At 47.9% G+C, this 18,588-nt stretch carries 17 protein-coding genes; 13 read left to right on the top strand and 4 right to left on the bottom strand.

Going from position 1 to position 18,588, the window contains the following annotated elements; genetic code table 11:
- Nucleotides 1–17: 17 nt before the first annotated feature.
- Nucleotides 18–659, bottom strand: a complete 642-nt coding sequence (pyrE, locus tag BZG20_RS04200; protein WP_046074691.1) for an orotate phosphoribosyltransferase — start codon at nt 657–659, stop codon at nt 18–20.
- 95 nt (nt 660–754) lie between these two features.
- Nucleotides 755–1,474, bottom strand: coding sequence for a ribonuclease PH (rph, locus tag BZG20_RS04195; RefSeq protein ID WP_046074690.1), 720 nt, complete (start codon nt 1,472–1,474; stop codon nt 755–757).
- Nucleotides 1,475–1,634: 160 nt separating this feature from the next.
- Between rph and BZG20_RS04190 the strand changes: the two genes are divergently transcribed.
- The 12 genes from BZG20_RS04190 to BZG20_RS04125 all read left to right on the top strand — a co-directional run bounded on the left by BZG20_RS04190 (nt 1,635) and on the right by BZG20_RS04125 (nt 15,482).
- Nucleotides 1,635–2,498 (top strand): YicC/YloC family endoribonuclease, encoded by an 864-nt coding sequence (locus tag BZG20_RS04190; protein ID WP_077578224.1) that lies wholly within the window; start codon nt 1,635–1,637, stop codon nt 2,496–2,498.
- Between the two features lie 362 nt (nt 2,499–2,860).
- On the top strand, nt 2,861–4,117 hold the full coding sequence (locus tag BZG20_RS04180; RefSeq protein ID WP_077578222.1) for a site-specific integrase: 1,257 nt from the start codon (nt 2,861–2,863) through the stop codon (nt 4,115–4,117).
- Between the two features lies 1 nt (nt 4,118).
- The gene (locus BZG20_RS04175) at nt 4,119–4,457 is read left to right on the top strand and encodes a hypothetical protein (RefSeq protein ID WP_077578221.1); all 339 of its coding nucleotides are present in this window, start codon (nt 4,119–4,121) and stop codon (nt 4,455–4,457) included.
- An 826-nt stretch (nt 4,458–5,283) separates the two neighbouring features.
- Nucleotides 5,284–5,970 carry a hypothetical protein gene (locus tag BZG20_RS04170; protein ID WP_077578220.1) on the top strand — a complete coding sequence of 229 codons (687 nt, stop codon included), beginning with the start codon at nt 5,284–5,286 and terminating at the stop codon, nt 5,968–5,970.
- Nucleotides 5,971–6,437: 467 nt separating this feature from the next.
- Complete coding sequence (locus tag BZG20_RS04160; RefSeq protein WP_077578218.1) at nt 6,438–7,016, top strand: restriction endonuclease subunit S; 579 nt, start codon at nt 6,438–6,440, stop codon at nt 7,014–7,016.
- Nucleotides 7,017–7,110: 94 nt separating this feature from the next.
- Nucleotides 7,111–7,356, top strand: a complete 246-nt coding sequence (locus tag BZG20_RS04155; RefSeq protein ID WP_077578217.1) for a DUF2188 domain-containing protein — start codon at nt 7,111–7,113, stop codon at nt 7,354–7,356.
- An 8-nt stretch (nt 7,357–7,364) separates the two neighbouring features.
- The gene (locus BZG20_RS04150) at nt 7,365–7,595 is read left to right on the top strand and encodes a hypothetical protein (protein WP_077578216.1); all 231 of its coding nucleotides are present in this window, start codon (nt 7,365–7,367) and stop codon (nt 7,593–7,595) included.
- An 80-nt stretch (nt 7,596–7,675) separates the two neighbouring features.
- Nucleotides 7,676–9,310 (top strand): type I restriction-modification system subunit M, encoded by a 1,635-nt coding sequence (locus BZG20_RS04145; RefSeq protein WP_241829517.1) that lies wholly within the window; start codon nt 7,676–7,678, stop codon nt 9,308–9,310.
- 55 nt (nt 9,311–9,365) lie between these two features.
- Nucleotides 9,366–10,208, top strand: a complete 843-nt coding sequence (dinD, locus tag BZG20_RS04140) for a DNA damage-inducible protein D (RefSeq protein ID WP_077578215.1) — start codon at nt 9,366–9,368, stop codon at nt 10,206–10,208.
- Nucleotides 10,205–11,476 (top strand): restriction endonuclease subunit S, encoded by a 1,272-nt coding sequence (locus tag BZG20_RS04135; protein WP_077578214.1) that lies wholly within the window; start codon nt 10,205–10,207, stop codon nt 11,474–11,476. Before dinD ends, BZG20_RS04135 begins: the two co-directional genes overlap by 4 nt.
- Complete coding sequence (locus tag BZG20_RS04130; protein ID WP_077578213.1) at nt 11,473–14,736, top strand: HsdR family type I site-specific deoxyribonuclease; 3,264 nt, start codon at nt 11,473–11,475, stop codon at nt 14,734–14,736. The genes BZG20_RS04135 and BZG20_RS04130 overlap by 4 nt, the downstream gene beginning before the upstream one ends.
- Nucleotides 14,736–15,482, top strand: a complete 747-nt coding sequence (locus BZG20_RS04125) for a SprT family zinc-dependent metalloprotease (protein WP_077578212.1) — start codon at nt 14,736–14,738, stop codon at nt 15,480–15,482. Before BZG20_RS04130 ends, BZG20_RS04125 begins: the two co-directional genes overlap by 1 nt.
- A 142-nt stretch (nt 15,483–15,624) precedes the next feature.
- Here the strand turns inward: BZG20_RS04125 and BZG20_RS04120 are convergent, their stop codons facing one another.
- The gene (locus BZG20_RS04120; protein ID WP_077578211.1) at nt 15,625–17,367 is read right to left on the bottom strand and encodes a DUF927 domain-containing protein; all 1,743 of its coding nucleotides are present in this window, start codon (nt 17,365–17,367) and stop codon (nt 15,625–15,627) included.
- Nucleotides 17,354–17,596 carry an AlpA family transcriptional regulator gene (locus tag BZG20_RS04115; RefSeq protein ID WP_077578210.1) on the bottom strand — a complete coding sequence of 81 codons (243 nt, stop codon included), beginning with the start codon at nt 17,594–17,596 and terminating at the stop codon, nt 17,354–17,356. The genes BZG20_RS04120 and BZG20_RS04115 overlap by 14 nt, the downstream gene beginning before the upstream one ends.
- Nucleotides 17,597–18,105: 509 nt before the next feature.
- Between BZG20_RS04115 and BZG20_RS04110 the strand changes: the two genes are divergently transcribed.
- Entirely contained in the window at nt 18,106–18,420 is a 315-nt protein-coding gene (locus BZG20_RS04110; RefSeq protein WP_012518681.1) for a helix-turn-helix transcriptional regulator, read from the top strand.
- Nucleotides 18,421–18,588 lie beyond the last annotated feature (168 nt).

Raw genomic sequence — 18,588 nt, 5'->3', positions numbered from 1 at the left:
AGCTGCACACCTGTAACTTAAATCCCGTAGCTCGCCTGGTACGCTTTCACCGCCGCTAGATGAGCCGGATCCGCTTGGCTTTGCTCCAAATAGGCGACCAAGTCCGACAAGCTAATGATAGAAACCACCTGGCAATCGAAGTCACGCTCCACTTCTTGAATCGCCGACAGCTCACCTTGACCACGCTCTTGGCGGTCAATCGCCACCAACACCCCAGCAAGCTGCGCCCCTTGCGCCTGAATCAGTGTCATTGACTCACGGATAGCGGTACCTGCAGTGATCACATCATCCACCAACATCACACGGCCACTCAGCGCGCTGCCGACCAAGTTGCCGCCCTCACCATGGTCTTTGGCTTCTTTACGGTTGAAGCAATAAGGCGTATCCACATTATGGTGCGCAGCAAGTGCTACCGCGGTGGTGGTCGCAATCGGGATCCCTTTGTACGCAGGACCAAACAAAACATCGTAATCAATCCCTGCATCCATCAACGCGGCCGCATAAAATTCACCCAGTTTTGCCAAGTCACGCCCGGTGTTAAACAAGCCGGCGTTAAAAAAGTACGGACTTTTCCGCCCTGATTTAAGCGTAAACTCGCCAAACTTTAATACCTCTCGCTCAAGGGCAAACTCAATAAACTGGCGCTGATAGGCTTTCATTCGTTCCTCTCTTGGTTGTCTTGGTGACACGCCACATGTCACCCGGGGTCGGATAGATAAAAAAATAGCCCCCGATGTGGGAGCTATTCAATCTGTTATGCGTCGGCGAGTGCCGATTTTTGCGCGACGACAATGTCATCAATGCCCTTACTGGCCAACGCGAGCATCGCGTTTAGCTCATCGGGGGTAAACGGCTCCGCTTCGGCGGTGCCCTGCACCTCAATCATGCGGCCATCTTCGAGCATCACCACATTCATGTCGGTATCGGCCGCCGAGTCCTCCACGTATTCAAGGTCACAAATCGGCGTTTGCTGATAAATACCCACTGATACAGCGGCCACATGCCCACGCATCGGGTTAGCCGCAAGCTTGCCATCACGCACCAGCGCGTTAAGCGCGTCTGCCAGGGCCACGCTCGCCCCCGAAATGGACGCCGTGCGCGTGCCGCCGTCGGCTTGAATCACGTCACAGTCAACGGTAATGGTGCGTTCACCCAGTGCTTTTAAATCGACCGCGGCGCGCAAACTGCGGCCAATCAAACGTTGAATTTCGACGGTACGGCCACCTTGTTTACCGCTGGACGCTTCACGACGGTTACGGGTGTGGGTTGCACGTGGCAACATGCCATACTCGGCAGTCACCCAACCTTGGCCCTTGCCTTTTAAAAAGCGCGGCACGCCCTCTTCAATCGTGGCGTTACAAATCACCTTGGTATCACCAAAGCACACCAACACAGAGCCTTCTGCGTGGGCCGTAAAACCGCGGGTAAAGCTAACGGGACGAATTTGGTCGAGTGCTCTTCCACTTGGGCGCATGCAAGTTACCTTATTGACTGACAGAATGTGGGCGCGATTATACGTGTTTCTCCGCCCGCTTGCGATCCCTGTCCGCCCGACAGACCAAGACAGCTGACGACAGGGGCGCGGATGCGTATAATCTTTGCCATTCACCTTCAGCACACAAGAGCAGGTACACATGATCCACAGTATGACCGCCTACGCCCGTCAAGAACTCAAGGGCGATTGGGGCAACGCGGTTTGGGAAATCCGCTCCGTTAACCAGCGCTATCTCGAAACCTACATTCGCATGCCTGAGCAGCTACGTAGCCTTGAGCCTGTGGTACGCGAGCGTTTTCGCAAGCGCCTAGCCCGCGGCAAAGTGGAATGCAACCTGCGCTTTGATACCTCACAAGCCAGCCAAGATAAGCTCACCATCAATGAAGCCTTGGCCAAGCAAGTGATTCACGCCGCCAAATGGGTGAAAGAGACCGCGGGTGAAGGCAACATCAATCCGTTTCAAGTCCTGAACTGGCCAGGGGTGATGGAAGCGCCGGAGCAAGACACCGACGAGCTACACCGCGCCTTATTAGCTGGTCTTGATGACGCACTCGATGCCTTTATCGCCGCACGTGCCAGCGAAGGCGAGAACATGAAAGTCCTGATTGAGCAACGACTTGATGCCATTAGCGCCGAAGTGATCAAAGTGCGTGAAAAGATGCCCACAGTGATTGAGTGGCAGCGTGAACGCTTAACCACGCGCTTAGAAGAAGCACAAGTGGAACTCGATCCAGCCCGCGTTGAGCAAGAAATGGTGATGCTGGCGCAAAAAGTGGATGTTGCGGAAGAGCTTGACCGCTTGGACTCACACGTTTCAGAAGCACATAAAATCCTCAAAAAAGGCGGCGCCTGCGGCCGACGCTTGGACTTTATGATGCAAGAGTTCAACCGCGAAGCCAACACCCTCGCCTCCAAATCAATCAGCACCGAAATCACCGCCTCCGGCGTCGAGCTCAAAGTGCTTATCGAGCAAATGCGCGAGCAGATCCAAAACATCGAATAGTTTTTCTACCCGTCCAAGAATGTCCTAAAAGCCCTGTATTACCTTGTGAAGAGCATTGAAAATACAGGGCTTTTTTATTTTTCCCGTCCAAATCGGTTTGCAGATGTCCGTTACCAGTTGCTGTTTAAGTGGTGGGCAAAATGGTGGGCAAGCCCTGTTTTTTTGACTCAATAAGCAAAAAGTCAAGGTATCTGGTGAGCAGATTTTTGCATCTATCTCACCACCGCCTTATGCCATCTCCACTTATCGTGCTGCTTGCAGGTTGTTCAATCACTCAACTATCGAACCAATCGATAAACAAACAGTGGTGGGCAATGGTGAGCAAATTTTAACGATTTCTTAGGAATATAGAGTAACAAACGATGGCAAAACTAACCGCAACTCAGGTGCAGTCTTATGCTCGCACCGCAGCAGCAAACAAAAAATACAGTGATGGTAATGGCCTATATTTTTGCGTAAGAAAATCTGGCATGCCGTATTGGATGCTAAGGTATACCAGCCTAAACGGACGACGAGAAGCCACGCTCGGTCAATATCCAAGCATGACCTTAGCAGAGGCTCGACTTGAATCGTCTAAAATGCAGCTACAACTTCAGCAAGGTGAAGATCCATTAGCAATTCGCGCTATTGAAACCATCCCAGAGATCCAAAATGTCAGCCAGCTGTTTCAAGACTGGTATTCCAAAGACTTAAGTCGCCGGTTAAAACACCCAAATATACCCAAACGTGTTTTTACCAAAGAGATTGCCCCCGTGATTGGTCAACTCCCTATCCAAGCAGTGCGGCCAACACATGTACGTGAAGTATTAGAACGCATTCGAGAAAGTAACCGCCCTACCATCGCCAACGATACCTTGATGTACATGAAGCAGCTGTTTCGACATGCGATAAAGCTCGACTTAACGCTGAATAACCCCGCCGCAGCATTTACCGTGGACGATGCCGGTGGCGTGGAGTCCAGTAAAGACAGGATGCTCAGCAAAGAGGAAATTCACTACGCCTTTAGCGTGTTTCATACCCATATCAATAGCTTTGGCCGCGACAACTACCTCGCTTGCTGCCTGTTTTTGGTGTTGGGTGTGCGCAAAAGCGAATTGTGCGAAGCCATGTGGCGTGAAATGGATTTAACCACGGGCGTATGGGACCTACCCAAGGAACGCAGTAAAACAGGCGTGCCAATCAGCATCCCCTTACCGCGCCAAGCCATTGCTTGGTTTAACGAGCTACAAATCCGCGCTTGTGGCTCGCCTTATGTTTTCCCGGCCAGACGAGCAAGCCACCGTCCACATATGGGGCCAGATACACTGAACCGCGCAATTTCTAAACTCTTTGGTCGCGAGCCTGGGCGCAAAAAGCAGCCACCCAATAAAATGGGCAAACTTGAACACTTCACCGTACACGATTTACGCCGCACCTTTCGCAGTCTTGCCGCCTCTTTAGGCATTGCAGGCAACGTGGCCGAACGCTGTCTTAACCATAAGCTAAAAGGCGTTGAGGGTATCTACGACCGCCACGATTACTTTGAAGAGCGCCGTATTGCCCATCAAACCGTGGCTGATGTGGTTGAACCACTGGTGAACTTTGAGCCCGCTTCACAACACCACACAGGAGGGCGCTAACATGCAGTTTATGATGCGACTTGCCCCCATTACCTTTCCAATCGCCATGCTGGCAGGCCTTGGTTGGTGTATTGGCATTGCCTTACTCGAACAACCTCATGGCATAGGCTACGCGCTTACTCGGTATTGCCTGATGGTATTCGTGGTACTCGCTCCTTGGCTGACGCTAAAACTCACGTTCTACGTGATGGTCAGCCTAGGACGCAAACTGGGGCTCATCCCGCCTGCACGCCCAACGTACAGCCTAGGTTATGAAGAATCACTCTATTGGTTCAGAGTATTGGCCTTTTTCGATGGCAAACGCAGCCGTATGCCGAAAAAGCCTATCAGGAGAAACTAACAAACCACCCATTTGCTCACTTAACGTGGGCAGTTGGGACAATGGGGCAACACTTGATATGCAGAGCTTTAGAAGGTGAATAAGAGGAAATTAAACTGCCCCAAGGAATGGGGCAATTGTGGGCTTTGATTGACAAAAATAGGTCACTAAACATAATCTTCAAGCCAATATGGCCGACGCCTCTGCATTTCTGTACGCGTCGGTTCTCATTTCGCCTTGTCACTATCCAGCCATTGCTTTTCCTATCGATAGCTCGCTTACAAAATACCACACCCAGCTTTAAGCTAAATCAACCAACCCAATTACTTACTTTGATCAGCTGATGCAATCCCCCTAGGCGTCATTTGCTAATCCATGAGTTTCAACAGCCGCCACACACTTCCCCATGCCTTTACCCCCATACGCCAAAACCACTATCCGTTTGGCTTTTGGATCGAAACGCCAAACAGGGAAATTAGCCCATTTACTGTTTGGCGTCTCGATTGAAATCCAACGCTGCTAGGCCTTGCCGGTACTGGCTTAAAGAAAGGTTTCGCACTTTTTGCACTCTAAACCAACCTCGACTCCAACGTACAAACCGTTTGATTTTTTAAACCCAGAATGCAAACGACCGTTTGGCGTCTCGATTTTTTTGCACTTGGCGAATGCCGCCAAACAGCGCCGTATTGGACCATGTATATCAAACAGTTAGCCGCACACAGGTCATCATAAAAAACTGATTTGACTGGTTAGTTTGATGGCCATTTCTTTCATCTAATTCACCACCGCGTCTGCACCCGACGACTGAAAATAGACGGCATGAAAAACCAACAAGGTGATAAGTGACGTGTTATGGGCAAGTGGTAACGATTGGGATAGAGAATGGATACAGCAGGTGGTCGCTTTACTGGTTGGGCAAGGAGCCTTTACCCTCTACCCAGCACTAAGCCAGTGCGAGAATGCCGCCGAACGTTTAACCCGCTGGCTTACCTTTCAGTTACCACGCATTAAACAAGCACACCCAGGCTGCCCGATTCACCAATGGCTAAATAGCATTGGCGCACAAATGATCGTAGAAAAATGGCAAAGCCCCGAACAATGGCCAAACCTGTATTGGCTACCTTTACCTGAGGTTGATGGGCACGCGCAAGGCGGGTTGGCTCTGTTACCAGCACATTTTTTATCGGTATATAGGGATGGCACGAATCAAACCAACACAGTGCAAGCAAGTACACCAGCCAACGCCTGTATCTTTTGGTGCATTACGCCTTTATCTAAAACAGGAAAGCGCGCTACCTTGCACCCCAAACAGCGAAACCGCGGCTTTTGCCTGCCCAGTTCGCCGGAGGAAATAGGAAAATCATGTACAGGGTTATTACTGAGAGGTTTGAAAAAAGAAAGCCAAAAACGAAACGGCAAAGTGATCAGCCACCAGATAAACCTAGCGCTGCTACACCATCTTTGTGGACCGGAGAATGATGTGTGGTTGAAAGCGAATTTTGGTGCCGTAACTCATTACGGTACCAAAAATTAGAAGCCTGAAAAAAGAGTAACCCCTCACAGGGCGCTGATCTAACGGGTAGCGGGAGAGGTGTTGTTGGTGCGATTTTAATATCAAAAGCACCAAATAGCTCGATGTTTTTGGCTAGAGCGTTCTCTGTTAGGTTTTTACTCAGGCTTCACTTTGAACTATTCGGAATTTCCAGATGGTTGCGTTTTGTACAGCTCTACCAGCTTGGTTATATGACTCTTAATAATTAACTCTTTTTTTATCAGAAAGATACCTGGTACCGACATAAATGTCGGTACCAGACAATAACCACTCTTCCCTCTCAATACAGCCAGGTATCCGGTCAATTCAAGCATTTCCAAACACCATTCAAAAAAAATAAATCCACAGTAACGGCGTTTTTGCAATTTAAATAGTTGACAACTTATGAATCTCAGCTTAAGCTTATTCACAAGCTGCAGAAACGCCATTACAACGCATTCGAGGTGACAATGAAAGTTAATTTGAAAAAAATTGCCTCTGTACAGATGGGACACTCTTTTAGGTCAAAGCTTGAGCCAGACGCTAATGGAAATATCTCTGTTATTCAGATGAAGGATCTTACTGAAGATAACCGAGTTAATGCCCAAGAGCTAGTGCAGATTGCTATGCAGGACTTAAAGAATCATCACAGAGTTAAACATAACGACTTAGCATTTCGCTCTAGAGGTCAAACCAATACGGCAGCATTGATTGACCAAGAGTTGGGTGATGCTGTTATCGCTGCGCCGCTGTTGCGAATTCGAGTTGAAAGTGATTCGGTTATGCCAGCGTATTTATGCTGGTTTATTAATCAACTGACTTCACAAGCAGCATTACAAAGTAAGGCAACAGGAACATCGGTAAGAATGATTGGCAAACCTGCACTTGAGGATCTGGAGATAGTAATCCCCAGTCTCGATGTGCAGAAAAAGATCATTGAGATCTACCAACTATCCATCAACGAGCAGAAGCTAATGAATGCATTAGCCAAGAAAAAGGAGGTGTTAACTGACGCAATATTAATGAATTTAGCAATGAATACCCAGTAATGACAGTTACTGGGTTTAGACGAGCCAAAAGTGTGACAGCACTTTTAGCAAAACTTTAATCCACGTTTAATTTGAAAAAACAGGAGCCGAAATTATGGCAAAGAATACATCATCAAGCAAGGGCAATACCCGACATGTCGTACCACATCCTGACGGATGGGCAAACAAAAAAGGCGGTGCAGAACGCGCTTCAAGCGTGCACAGCACCAAAAAAGAGGCCGAAGCTGCGGCGCGCGAACAAAGCAAGCGTGAAGGCACTGAGCTGTTTATTCATGGCAAAGACGGCCAGATACAACGCAAAGATAGCCACGGTAACGACCCAAAAGACATTAAAGGATAGGAGCCCTTATGAGTGATGAATACAAAAAGAAAATAGGTGTACCTGAATCGCATATCCTCAACATCGTAAGTAGTCAGTGGTCGCAACGAAAAGGCCAAGACACTGATACCTATGAATGTGAAGAGCTAAACGAGCAAGGTGAAGTCATTGCACGGTACACCATAAAGGACAGTACATCGATTTACCCTCCATTTGGGCGGTCGATTACCTGGACTCAATCAGCCGTACTCGATTCTTAACCTTTTAACTTACAGCTAGCGGGGCGCTACCGGTATAGCCTGCCCCGCTTTATGACACTGACCAGATTTGAGGAATTTATATGACTAAAGATATGAACGACAAGATTCAACAAAAAGACATCAACAATGCAGCATGGGCTGCATGCGATACTTTCCGAGGCGCGGTAGACCCTGCGCAATATAAAGACTACATCCTAGTAATGCTGTTCGTAAAATACATCTCCGATGTATGGAATGACCACTACGCCGAATACAAAAAACAGTACGGTGACGATGACGTCCGTATCAGACGTAAGCTTGAGCGCGAGCGTTTTGTGCTGCCAATGGTTGAACTCACAGAAGAAATTGAAGACCCAGCAACCAAAGAGAAGAAAACCGTTGTTACCGACACCTTCTTGGCCAACTACTATTCATTGTTAGAGCGTAAAAACGAACCCAACATTGGCGAGCTGATCAACATTGTTTTAGAGCATATTGAAACCGCGAACAAAGCCAAGTTAGAAGGCGTATTCCGTAACATCGATTTCAACAGCGAAGCCAATTTGGGTAAAACCAAAGATCGTAACCGTCGCCTAAAAACCTTGCTAGACGACTTCAACAAGCCCGCTCTCGACATGAGCCCGTCGCGCGTGTCTGAAGATGTGATTGGTAATACCTACATCTACCTTATTGAGCGCTTTGGCTCCGATGCAGGTAAAAAAGCCGGTGAATTCTACACCCCCCATAAAGTCTCTGAGCTGGTTGCGCGCCTGTCTGCACCAAAATCGGGGGCTCGTATTTGTGACCCTGCCTGTGGTTCAGCCGGTTTACTGATTGAAGCCGCACGCCAAGTGGGCGATCGCAATTACTCGCTCTACGGCATGGAAGTCAACGGCAGCACTTGGGCGCTTGCGCGTATGAATATGTTCTTGCACGGCTCAGACTCCGCCCGTATCGAATGGTGTAACACCCTTACCTCACCAGCGCTGGTCGAAAATGACAGACTGATGAAGTTTGATAACGTGGTCGCCAACCCACCGTTTTCACTCGACAAATGGGGTTCAGAAGACGTTGAATCCGACAGATACAACCGTTACTGGCGCGGGCTACCACCTAAATCAAAGGCCGACTTTGCCTTTATCAGCCATATGGTTGAAGCCGCCGTTGAAAAAGAAGGCCGCATTGCCGTAGTAGTCCCTCATGGTGTGCTGTTTAGAGGCGCAGCCGAAGGCCGTATTCGTCAACAACTGATTGAAGAAAACCTATTAGATGCCGTGATCGGCTTGCCCGGTAACTTGTTCCCAAGTACCGGCATTCCAGTGGCAATCCTGATATTTGATCGCTCGCGTGAGAAAGGCGGCGCCAATGAAAACCGCAAAGACGTGCTGTTTGTCGATGCCAGCGGCAAAGACCATTACCAAGCAGGGAAAAACCAAAACATCCTGCTAGATGAGCACCTAGACAAAATTGTTGCAGCGGTAACCGCCCGTGAAGAGGTAGAAAAATACGCCCATTTAGCCACCTTTGACGAGATCAAAGAGAACGACTTTAACCTGAACATCCCGCGCTACGTCGACACCTTTGAAGAAGAAGTTGAGGTCGATATTGTCGCAGTACAGGCTGAGATCACCAGCCTTGAAAGCGAACTTGCCGAGGTTCGCGGCAAAATGGCGGCACTGTTAAAGGATATCGTGCCTAACGAGGCGCAAAACAACACAACGGAGGTGGCTGAATGAGTATGACGAACAATAACCATTTTGTTGACGCCAACAAAATGGTGGGAGGTGCGCTATGAGTGATAAGCAGCTTACCCAACCAGAACACACTAGCTTTGAAAGCTTAAAGCATGAATCGGAAGGCGCCGAGTTTTGGTATGCCAGAGAGTTACAGACTGTTCTTGACTACAGTACTTGGGACAAGTTTGAGCGTGTTATCAAAAAAGCGATCACAGCTTGTGAGGGCTCCGGCCAGTCGAGTGAAGACCATTTTTCCCAGGTGGGAAAAATGGTCGATATTGGCTCGGGGGCTAAGCGAACTACCCGTGATTATCAGCTTTCCCGTTACGCCTGTTACCTCATTGTGCAAAACGGTGATGCCAGCAAGCCAGTGATCGCCAATGGCCAGACCTATTTTGCTATTCAAACCCGTCGTCAAGAACTACAGGATGACACTGGCTTTCAGCAGTTAAATGAAGACCAAAAACGCCTAATGCTGCGCAATGAATTGGCCGATCATAACAAGCAACTGGCTGCGGCGGCCCGTGATGCAGGAGTTGAGTCTGGTTTGGACTACGCCATTTTCCAAAACCATGGCTACAAAGGCTTGTATGGTGGGTTAGACAATAAAGCCATTCACCAGCACAAAGGCTTAAAAAAGAGCCAGAAAATACTCGACCATATGGGCAGTACCGAGCTTGCCGCTAACCTGTTCCGCGCCACGCAAACGGAAGAAAAACTAAAGCGTGATCAGGTTTCGAATAAAAAACAAGCCAACCAAACCCATTTTGAAGTGGGTGCCAAAGTGCGCGCCACTATTGAAGAACTGGGTGGCACCATGCCAGAGGATTTACCAACGCCGGAAAAAGGCATTCCCCAGTTGGCGCGTGCGCAGAAGAAGTTGGAGGGTGATAAATGAGTAAATTAAAAACGGCGCCCTACGGTTGGAAATTAACAACTCTTGGCACCTTTATGGAGTTTAAAAACGGTGTTAATGCAGATAAAAATGCCTACGGCTCTGGTACTGAGTTCGTAAACGTAATGGACATCTTCAAAAGAAATTTCATGAAAAAGAGCAATATTCTTGGAAAGGTGGAAATTACTGAAAAACAAAAAACAGAGTACTCAGTAGAATACGGCGACATTCTATTTAACCGTACATCAGAAGTACCAGATGAAATTGCATTTTCATCCGTTTATCTTGATGAAGCAAAAATAACATTTGGCGGTTTCGTTATTCGTGGTAGACAGAAAAAGGAGCTTCTAGATCCTTTATTTGCTGGTTACTGCTTCAACAATAGCAGTATTAGGAGAGAGATGATCCGGCGTTCACAAGGTGTGGTAAGGGCAAACATAGGCCAGAAGGACCTCAATAAGGTTCCAATCCTTATACCGCCTAAAGGTGAACAGAAGAAGATCGCTAGTGCGCTAGCTCTTTGGGACAACGCTATCGAAAAAACAGAGGCGTTAATTGCGGCTATGGAAAAGCAGTTTGAGTGGTTGTGTCAAACGTATTTCAAACCCGGAAATTCAACTAATTCAGGTTGGGAAAAGCATAAAATAGCGACTTTTGTCACTGTGCGTAATGAAAGAGAAGTTCCTTCAGAGGAAGCTCCTCTCTACTCATTGACCATAGAAAACGGAGTAACTGCCAAAACTGATCGTTATAACAGAGATTTTCTTGTTATCGACAAAGGTGGCAAAAAATACAAAGTCGTACATCCAAAAGATATTGTGTTTAATCCCGCAAATCTAAGATGGGGAGCGATTGCCAGGTCGGAAGTTGAGCATAAAGTGGTTCTATCACCAATTTATGAAGTACTTAAGGTTGATGAAAATAAAATTGACTCTGACTTTTTGACTTACGCGCTTACGTGTTCAAGGCAGATAGCTATTTTTGCAACTATGGTTGAAGGGACACTGGTTGAGCGAATGGCTGTCAAAATCGACACATTCCTCAGTTGTCACATTCACGTGCCAAGCTCCAAAGAAGAGCAAAAGAACATTGCCCATGTTCTAAATCTGAGTAAACAAGAAATCAGTTTACTCAAAAAGACCTTAGAACAATACCGCAGCCAAAAACGCGGTCTGATGCAAAAACTGCTTACAGGTGAGTGGCAAGTTGGTAGTTCTCAGCACCTCTCTGAGGAGACTTGTCAGGAGCTTTCTAGGGAGGGCGTCGCATGAGCACACCTCCAGTCAATTACGATACAAACTCGGAGCCTTCGGGCTTCGAGTTTAACGAAAAGTACTTGTCGCAAATTCCTGCCCTGCAACAGTTAATCAATTTGGGTTATCAGTACCTTACCCCTGAGCAGGCTTTGGCCGAACGGGGTGGGCGCAGTGCCAATGTGATTTTGGAAGGAGTGCTTCGCCAGCAGCTAAAAAAGATTAATCGCATTAACTATAAAGGTGGCGAGTATCTGTTTAGCGAGGAGAACATTCAAACTGCGATCCAAAAGCTCAAAAATATTAAGTTTGATGGCCTGCAAAAAACCAATGAGTCGATTTACGATTTAATCACCTTGGGCTCAGCCATGGAGCAAACCATTGAGGGGGACTCGAAAAGTTTCACTTTAAACTTTATCGACTGGAAAACGCCGTCGAACAACAACTTTCATGTAGTCGCTGAGTTCTCGGTTGAGCGCGCGCGCAGCACAGATACCGTGCGCCCCGATATCGTCCTGTTTGTCAATGGTATTCCCTTTAGCGTGATTGAATGTAAATCACCAAAAGTGGATGTTGAGCAAGCCGTATCACAAAACATTCGTAATCAGGGTGATGACTATATTCCACGCCTGTTTACTTATGTGCAGCAAGTGTTGGCGGTGAATAAAAACGCCGCCCAATACGCTACAGCAGGCACACCTAAGAAGTTTTGGGGCGTGTGGAAAGAGCAGGAAGATAAACCCGCTGATGTCGATAAAGGCATAAATACCACTTTAGACGAAGACACTAAAGCACAGCTATTCAGTGGCGAGTTTGCCGCCGCACGGCCATTTTTTGATGCGCTAGAGGCAGAAGGTAAACGCTTGGTGACGGAACAAGACAATGCCATTCACAGCCTGTGCCGCCCAGAGCGTTTATTAGATTTGGTGTATCGCTTTACCCTGTTTGATGGTGGCATTAAAAAAGTAGCCCGCTATCAGCAATATTTTGTGATTAAAGCGACTATCGCCCGAATTAAGCGTCTGACCAATAAAGGCAATGGTGCAAAAGAAAACCGCCAAGGGGGTGTTATTTGGCATACCCAAGGCTCGGGTAAGTCGCTCACCATGGTGATGCYCACCCGCGCTATGGCGCTTGAGCCGCAGCTTATCAACCCAAGAATCATTTTGGTTACCGATCGGGATGATCTTGATAAGCAACTGGGCAATACCTTTGCCGCCTGTGGTTTAAGCCGCGAGCGTGCCACGTCTGGCCGAAACTTAGTTAAGCACCTGAAAAACAAAGTGGGCCTGATCACCACACTTATTCATAAATTTGACAAAGGCTGGGTGGCCGAGAAGTTTGTGGATGAGTCGCACGATATTTTTGTATTGGTCGATGAAAGTCACCGCACTAACTTTGGCTCATTGGCCGCCCGAATGCGCCAAATGCTGCCTAATGCCTGTTTTCTTGGCTTTACCGGTACACCGCTACTGAAAAAAGAAAAGAATAACTTTGCCAAGTTTGGCGGCCTGATTGAGCCGCATTACACCATTAAACAAGCGGTCGCCGACGAAGCGGTATTGCCATTGCTGTACGAAGGCCGACATATTGAGATGGAGCAGAATCAGTCGGCTATCGATCTCTGGTTTGAACGCCACACCGCCGATTTAAGCAAAGAGCAAAAGGCCGACCTTAAAAAGAAATACGCCCGCGCTGAAATGCTAAACAAAGCTGATCAAGTGATATATATGCGCGCCTTTGATATCAGCGAGCATTTTCGTGCGAACTGGCAAGGCACTGGCTTTAAGGCTCAGTTGGTTGCCCCAGGCAAACCGGCGGCATTAAAGTACCAGCAGTTTTTGCAAGAGATTGGCACCGTCACCACAGAGGTAGTGATTTCTGGCCCTGATACCCGCGAAGGCCACGACGAAGTGGACGAAGGGCCAACCGATGAGGTGGGTAAGTTCTGGAATAAAATGATGAAGCGCTTTGGCTCTGAAGAAGAGTACACCAAGCAAATCATCAACCAGTTTAAACACGGCGATGACCCTGAAATATTGATTGTGGTGGATAAGCTATTAACCGGTTTTGATGCGCCGCGCAACACCGTACTGTATCTATGCCGAACCCTGCGAGAGCACACGCTATTACAGGCCATCGCTCGGGTTAACCGCCTTTACGAAGGCAAAGAGTTTGGCTATATCATCGACTATGCCAGCGTATTGGGCGAGCTGGATAAAGCCCTAACCATGTACGAAGCCTTTGAAGGGTTTGACGAAGATGACTTAGCAGGCACACTCACCTCCATCAACGAAGAAGTGTTTAAACTGCCACAACGTTACTCTGACTTATGGGATTTGTTTAAAGCCGTTAAAAACTCAAAAGACGAAGAAGCCTATGAGGTGTTGTTGGCCGATGACGAGTTGCGTGAAGAGTTTTACGAATGTTTATCGACATACAGTAAATCTTTAGCCATCGCTTTATCGTCTGAGCAGTTCATCATGAGCTCTGATGAGAAGAAGCTGCAAACCTATAAAAACGATTTAAAGCGTTTTCAGAACTTAAAGGCAGCGGTTAAGTTGCGTTACGCCGAGGCGATTGATTATCGCGACTACGAGCCGAAAATCAAAAAGCTGCTGGATACCCATATTCAGGCCAATGAAGTGACTCAGCTTAACGAGCCAGTGAATATTTTTGATGAAAAAATGTTTACCGCTGTGAAAGAAGAGCAAGGGGTTTATCAAACCAAAACTACGGCGTCGAAGGCAGACACCATCGCCCACGCCACGAAGCGCAGCATTTCGGAGAATATGGATGAAGACCCTGCGTTTTATGAGAAGTTTTCGAAGCTGATCCAAGCCGCTATTGATGACTTTAAGGCCAAGCGCATCTCAGACTTAGAATATCTCAACCGAGTGATTGATATTCGTAACAAAGTGGCCACGAAGCAGCATGATGATATGCCTGATTGCATTCGTGAAAACGACGAAGCGTGTGCCTACTTTGGCTTGATTAAGCCGCAGTTTCAGCAAGTGGCAACACTCAACGAGTTAGATGATGCTCAACTTGATGCCATTGCGGCACAAACATCGTTAGCGATACAAAAGATCATTGATGATCATTGGAAGGTCGATTTTTGGGACGATGCCGACGTTCAAAAAACGGCGATGAATGATATTGACGATTTTCTTTATGACGAAGTCAAAGAGCAGTACGGCGTGACGCTGAGCCTAGAGCAAATGGACGAAATCATTGAGAAAACCATGCAAGTTGCGAAGCACCGGAGGCATTCTTGATGTCGTCAACCATCAAGCAGGCCGAGGCACCAGCGGCAAGTGCTGAAAGGCTAGCGGTCGTATACGGAGGGGGAGAAATCCCCTTCCAGCTGGCTTTTTCTAAACGCAAGTCGCTGGAAATATCAGTTCACCCTGATAAATCAGTTTTTGTGAAAGCACCTGAAGGCACCGACCGTGAGGCCATTGAAGCTAAAGTTAAAAAGCGCGCTCGGTGGATCAAACGTCAAATTCGCTACTTTGACCAGTTTGCCCCAAGAACCCCTTCTCGCAAATACGTCAGTGGTGAAAGCCATTTGTATCTCGGTAAGAAGTATCGGCTAAAAATTGAAGTAGGTAGTGACAACGGTGTTGCGCTGAAAGCGGGCTTTTTTTGGGTAACGTCTGCCAATGGTAAACCAGACCATGTGGAGTCGCTACTTAATGATTGGTATCGAGAAAAAGCCGATTTTCATTTAAATAAGGTGTTTTCGGATTGTTGGGACAAGTTCAAACATTCAGATACAGACAAGCCAAAAATTAAAATCATGCAACTCAAAAAACGCTGGGGCAGTCTATCAAAAAGCGGAACGCTGACCTTAAACCGTGATCTGATTAAAGCACCGAAAGAATGTATTGAGTATGTGATCATTCATGAATTGTGTCACCTAGAGCACCACAACCACGGTCCAGAGTTTTATCGTTTGCTCGAACGCTCTCTACCAGATTGGGTGAAGCGCAAACATAAACTGGAAATGGCACTAATATAGTCAATACGATGTATCGAATAGCTAAGTACACAGCCAGTACACTAGCGATATTGTCCGCTTTAGACTTTGAACCTCGCCAAATACGTATGTTGACTGGCGGTACACTGCAAGGCGACAAGCCCACACAGGATTCATCGCCTTTTTAATCATCCAAAATACTGCCTTTAACACAATACATGCGTGGGCGGGTGTTGTCGGGCAGGCTGACTTTGCGCTGTGGTCGGTAGCCATCAGGGATTAGGTAGCCTGCGGCCATCAGCGCTTTGGCGGCGCGATCTGGGCTGAGACCTTCGGTGGCTTCACGCCAGCCGGTTGGGTAAAACAGATAGAGAGTATGTGGGCCAGTAGTATCAAGCCAACCCGCACGTTGGCGTACTTGGCTGCTGCAACCGGTTTGTTTGGGCGTAAAGCGGCTTTCGCCATGTTGCTCAATAAAGCTGCGTACTTGGCGAATGGCTTGCTGGTCTTCATTGGCAGCCACACCACCACGGGCGAGTATCCATTGGTTAAGCTGACTTAAACAGGCGGCTTCGACACTTTTAGCTGGCCAATCAAGTACTTTGGCTTGAATGGCTAACAGGCCTGCACTGGCCAGTAAGGCAAATTTTTCGGCAACTCGACACACTTGGCCGTCTGACTCGGGAGGTAAGCTGGCTAAAAAGCGTTGGCGTACATTTTGGAAAACGGGGCGCACCTGCGCGCTGTGCTGCGTTAAATACCGTAACCAGTCCAAGGCCAAGCAGCCGTAGTGTTGGCGACTTTGCTGTTTTAGATGATCGGCTAGATCGGCGGCGTTCATGCCATGGCTATGGTTAAACACGCCCATTTGCGCTCCAGCATCGGCACTGAGATCAATCACGCGCACTTGCTGGCCGGCTTTTACGCGCTTGCCAATACTGGCGAGGTGGCTTTCGAGCGTCACTTCGCCAGTGGATAAAAACACTAAGCGCCAACGGGCGGGTAAGCGCATTTCACCGTATTTCCCCGCTCGGGTTTTACCTTGGCCATTAGCAAGCATATAAGCGACATCACCCGCCTCTTTGGGATCAACTTCGCCCATTTCATCGAGCGCCAGCAAGGCATCGTTATGCGCTAACGCTGTGCCTTCTAAACCGTTGGCCGTGGCACGCCAACTATGGCGCAGCTGATTAGGCTCGCCCCACACCGATAACGCCGGATACAGCGCCGCGGTTTTACCAGTACTGCTGGCACCATAGAGGTGTAAACCAAAACCATCCACCCCACACAAGTGCAACAATGGCGCGGCCAGTGCAGCGCAGACACCAACAATCAATAGCGGGTTATCCAGACAATAACGGCCAACGTGCTGCCGCCAACTGTCGCTACTGCCTTGTTGAATAAAGCCTTCTATCGGGTGCATGGTTTGCAACACCATGCGCGGGTTGTTGCTGTGTTCGCTTGGGTAAAAGGTGAGGCGCGGATGCACATAAGCGTGGTGATGCCAGCCAATACAGTTCACGCTAATGGCCTTTTGCGTGGCCAGTTCACCCATTTGTTGAATAAAGAGCGAGAGCAACTGCCGCGCTTTGACACTGTTACTAAGCCGCATTCCTCGGTTGAGTAGGATTCGGCGGTACTCGCTGCCGTCTCCGGCCAATAGTTCTGCGGGCATGGCCCAGTAGCGATGGCGATTGTCATCGTCTAACCAGTGCAATAAATAGCCGTAGTTGTCCCCTTGCGGATCGCGGGTACGGGCGGCCACTTGCAGCCAAGAACAGATTTTAACCGGGCTATCTTGCCCTGCTGGTTGCATCACCAGCCAGTTTTGCGCGTTATAGGCAAAACCAGACGGTAATGTTTGCGCGTTGCTATTCATCTCACTGGCAGGTAACGGGGTTGGTACGGATGGTTTATCTACAGTCATAAGCAGCACCGATACGGCGGGATTCAATCCACTGGTCGATATCGCTTTCTAGCCAGCCCACGGCACGCGCACCAATACGAATGGATCGCGGAAATTCTCCGTTGGCCATCAAGGCATAAATGGTGCTGCGGCCAAAGCCGGTTTTGGCCTTGACCTCGGGCAAGCGCAAAATCCGCTGCTGACGCGCTGGGTGTGTTGATGTGGTGGATGATTGTGTCGTTGGGTTCATCGTTTGCTTCCTCACTGATCTGTTAAGTTCAGTTAGGAGTTTGACAGTACTAAACGGACGCAGTAGGTAGATAAATGCCCAGATCGTGCAGCTTTCTGAGGGTATAGTTAGCTAGCTGCCCCAGTTTGTAGATAGTGCCCCAAATAATAAATGCCATGTGGGCAGGGTTAGTGTGTGCCTAAGTGGCGTGAATTAAGGCGTTGCCCAGACTGCCCCTGATGCCCAAGGAACAGTGTGCTGCTTTGAAGTTCCCTACTCAAACCCCTGTATCGGTGAGTCGTTTGGATTAAGAGTTGATATGTCGAATGTATCGACACATAAAAAAGTTATGTCGAAATAACAGTAAAAAATCGACATATAAAATTGATATGTCGATCTAATCGACAGGACCTGTTCAGATCTTGGCTCACTTTACTTCGAGAGATTGGCAATTTATTGCTTTACAACTTGACGATAAAAGTGAAACTATAATTTCACTAAATTAAGATTTAAGAAATTATAGTTTCATTATGGATACTGTCGAGCCAAAATCAAAACGCACTGCGGTCATATTCCCTAGACAAAGGAAGATGTTAAACATCTTGGGAGAAAACTTAACATTGGCGATGAAGAGACGCGGCATTACTCAAGAAATGATGCATAGTAGGACAGGGATTTCTAAGCCAACACTGCGTAAAATATCAAAAGGTGATCCTTCCGTTTCACTTGGTCACTACGTTAAGGTTTTGGCAGTCCTCGGCTTGTTAGACGACCTAACCAAGGTCGCCCGTGATGACGAGCTGGGAAGAAAGCTGCAAGACATCCAATTGCTAAATAAAAAATAAGGGCGTCATATTCTTATAGCATTTGCTCATGTCCACATCGCTAAAACTTGGCAAACAATGCCAGCCAGCTTCAAAGAAGAAAGATAGCTATTAAGGGGCTGATTTATACTCAACCAGAACCCGTTTACACTTTTATGCGCATAAAAATGTAAAATTCCGCACTTTTCT

This window comes from Salinivibrio sp. IB868 (genome assembly GCF_001995655.1).
GTDB lineage: Bacteria > Pseudomonadota > Gammaproteobacteria > Enterobacterales > Vibrionaceae > Salinivibrio > Salinivibrio siamensis.
The sequence above is the reverse complement of the archived record's forward strand: the minus strand, read 5'-3'. Positions and strand labels throughout refer to the sequence as shown.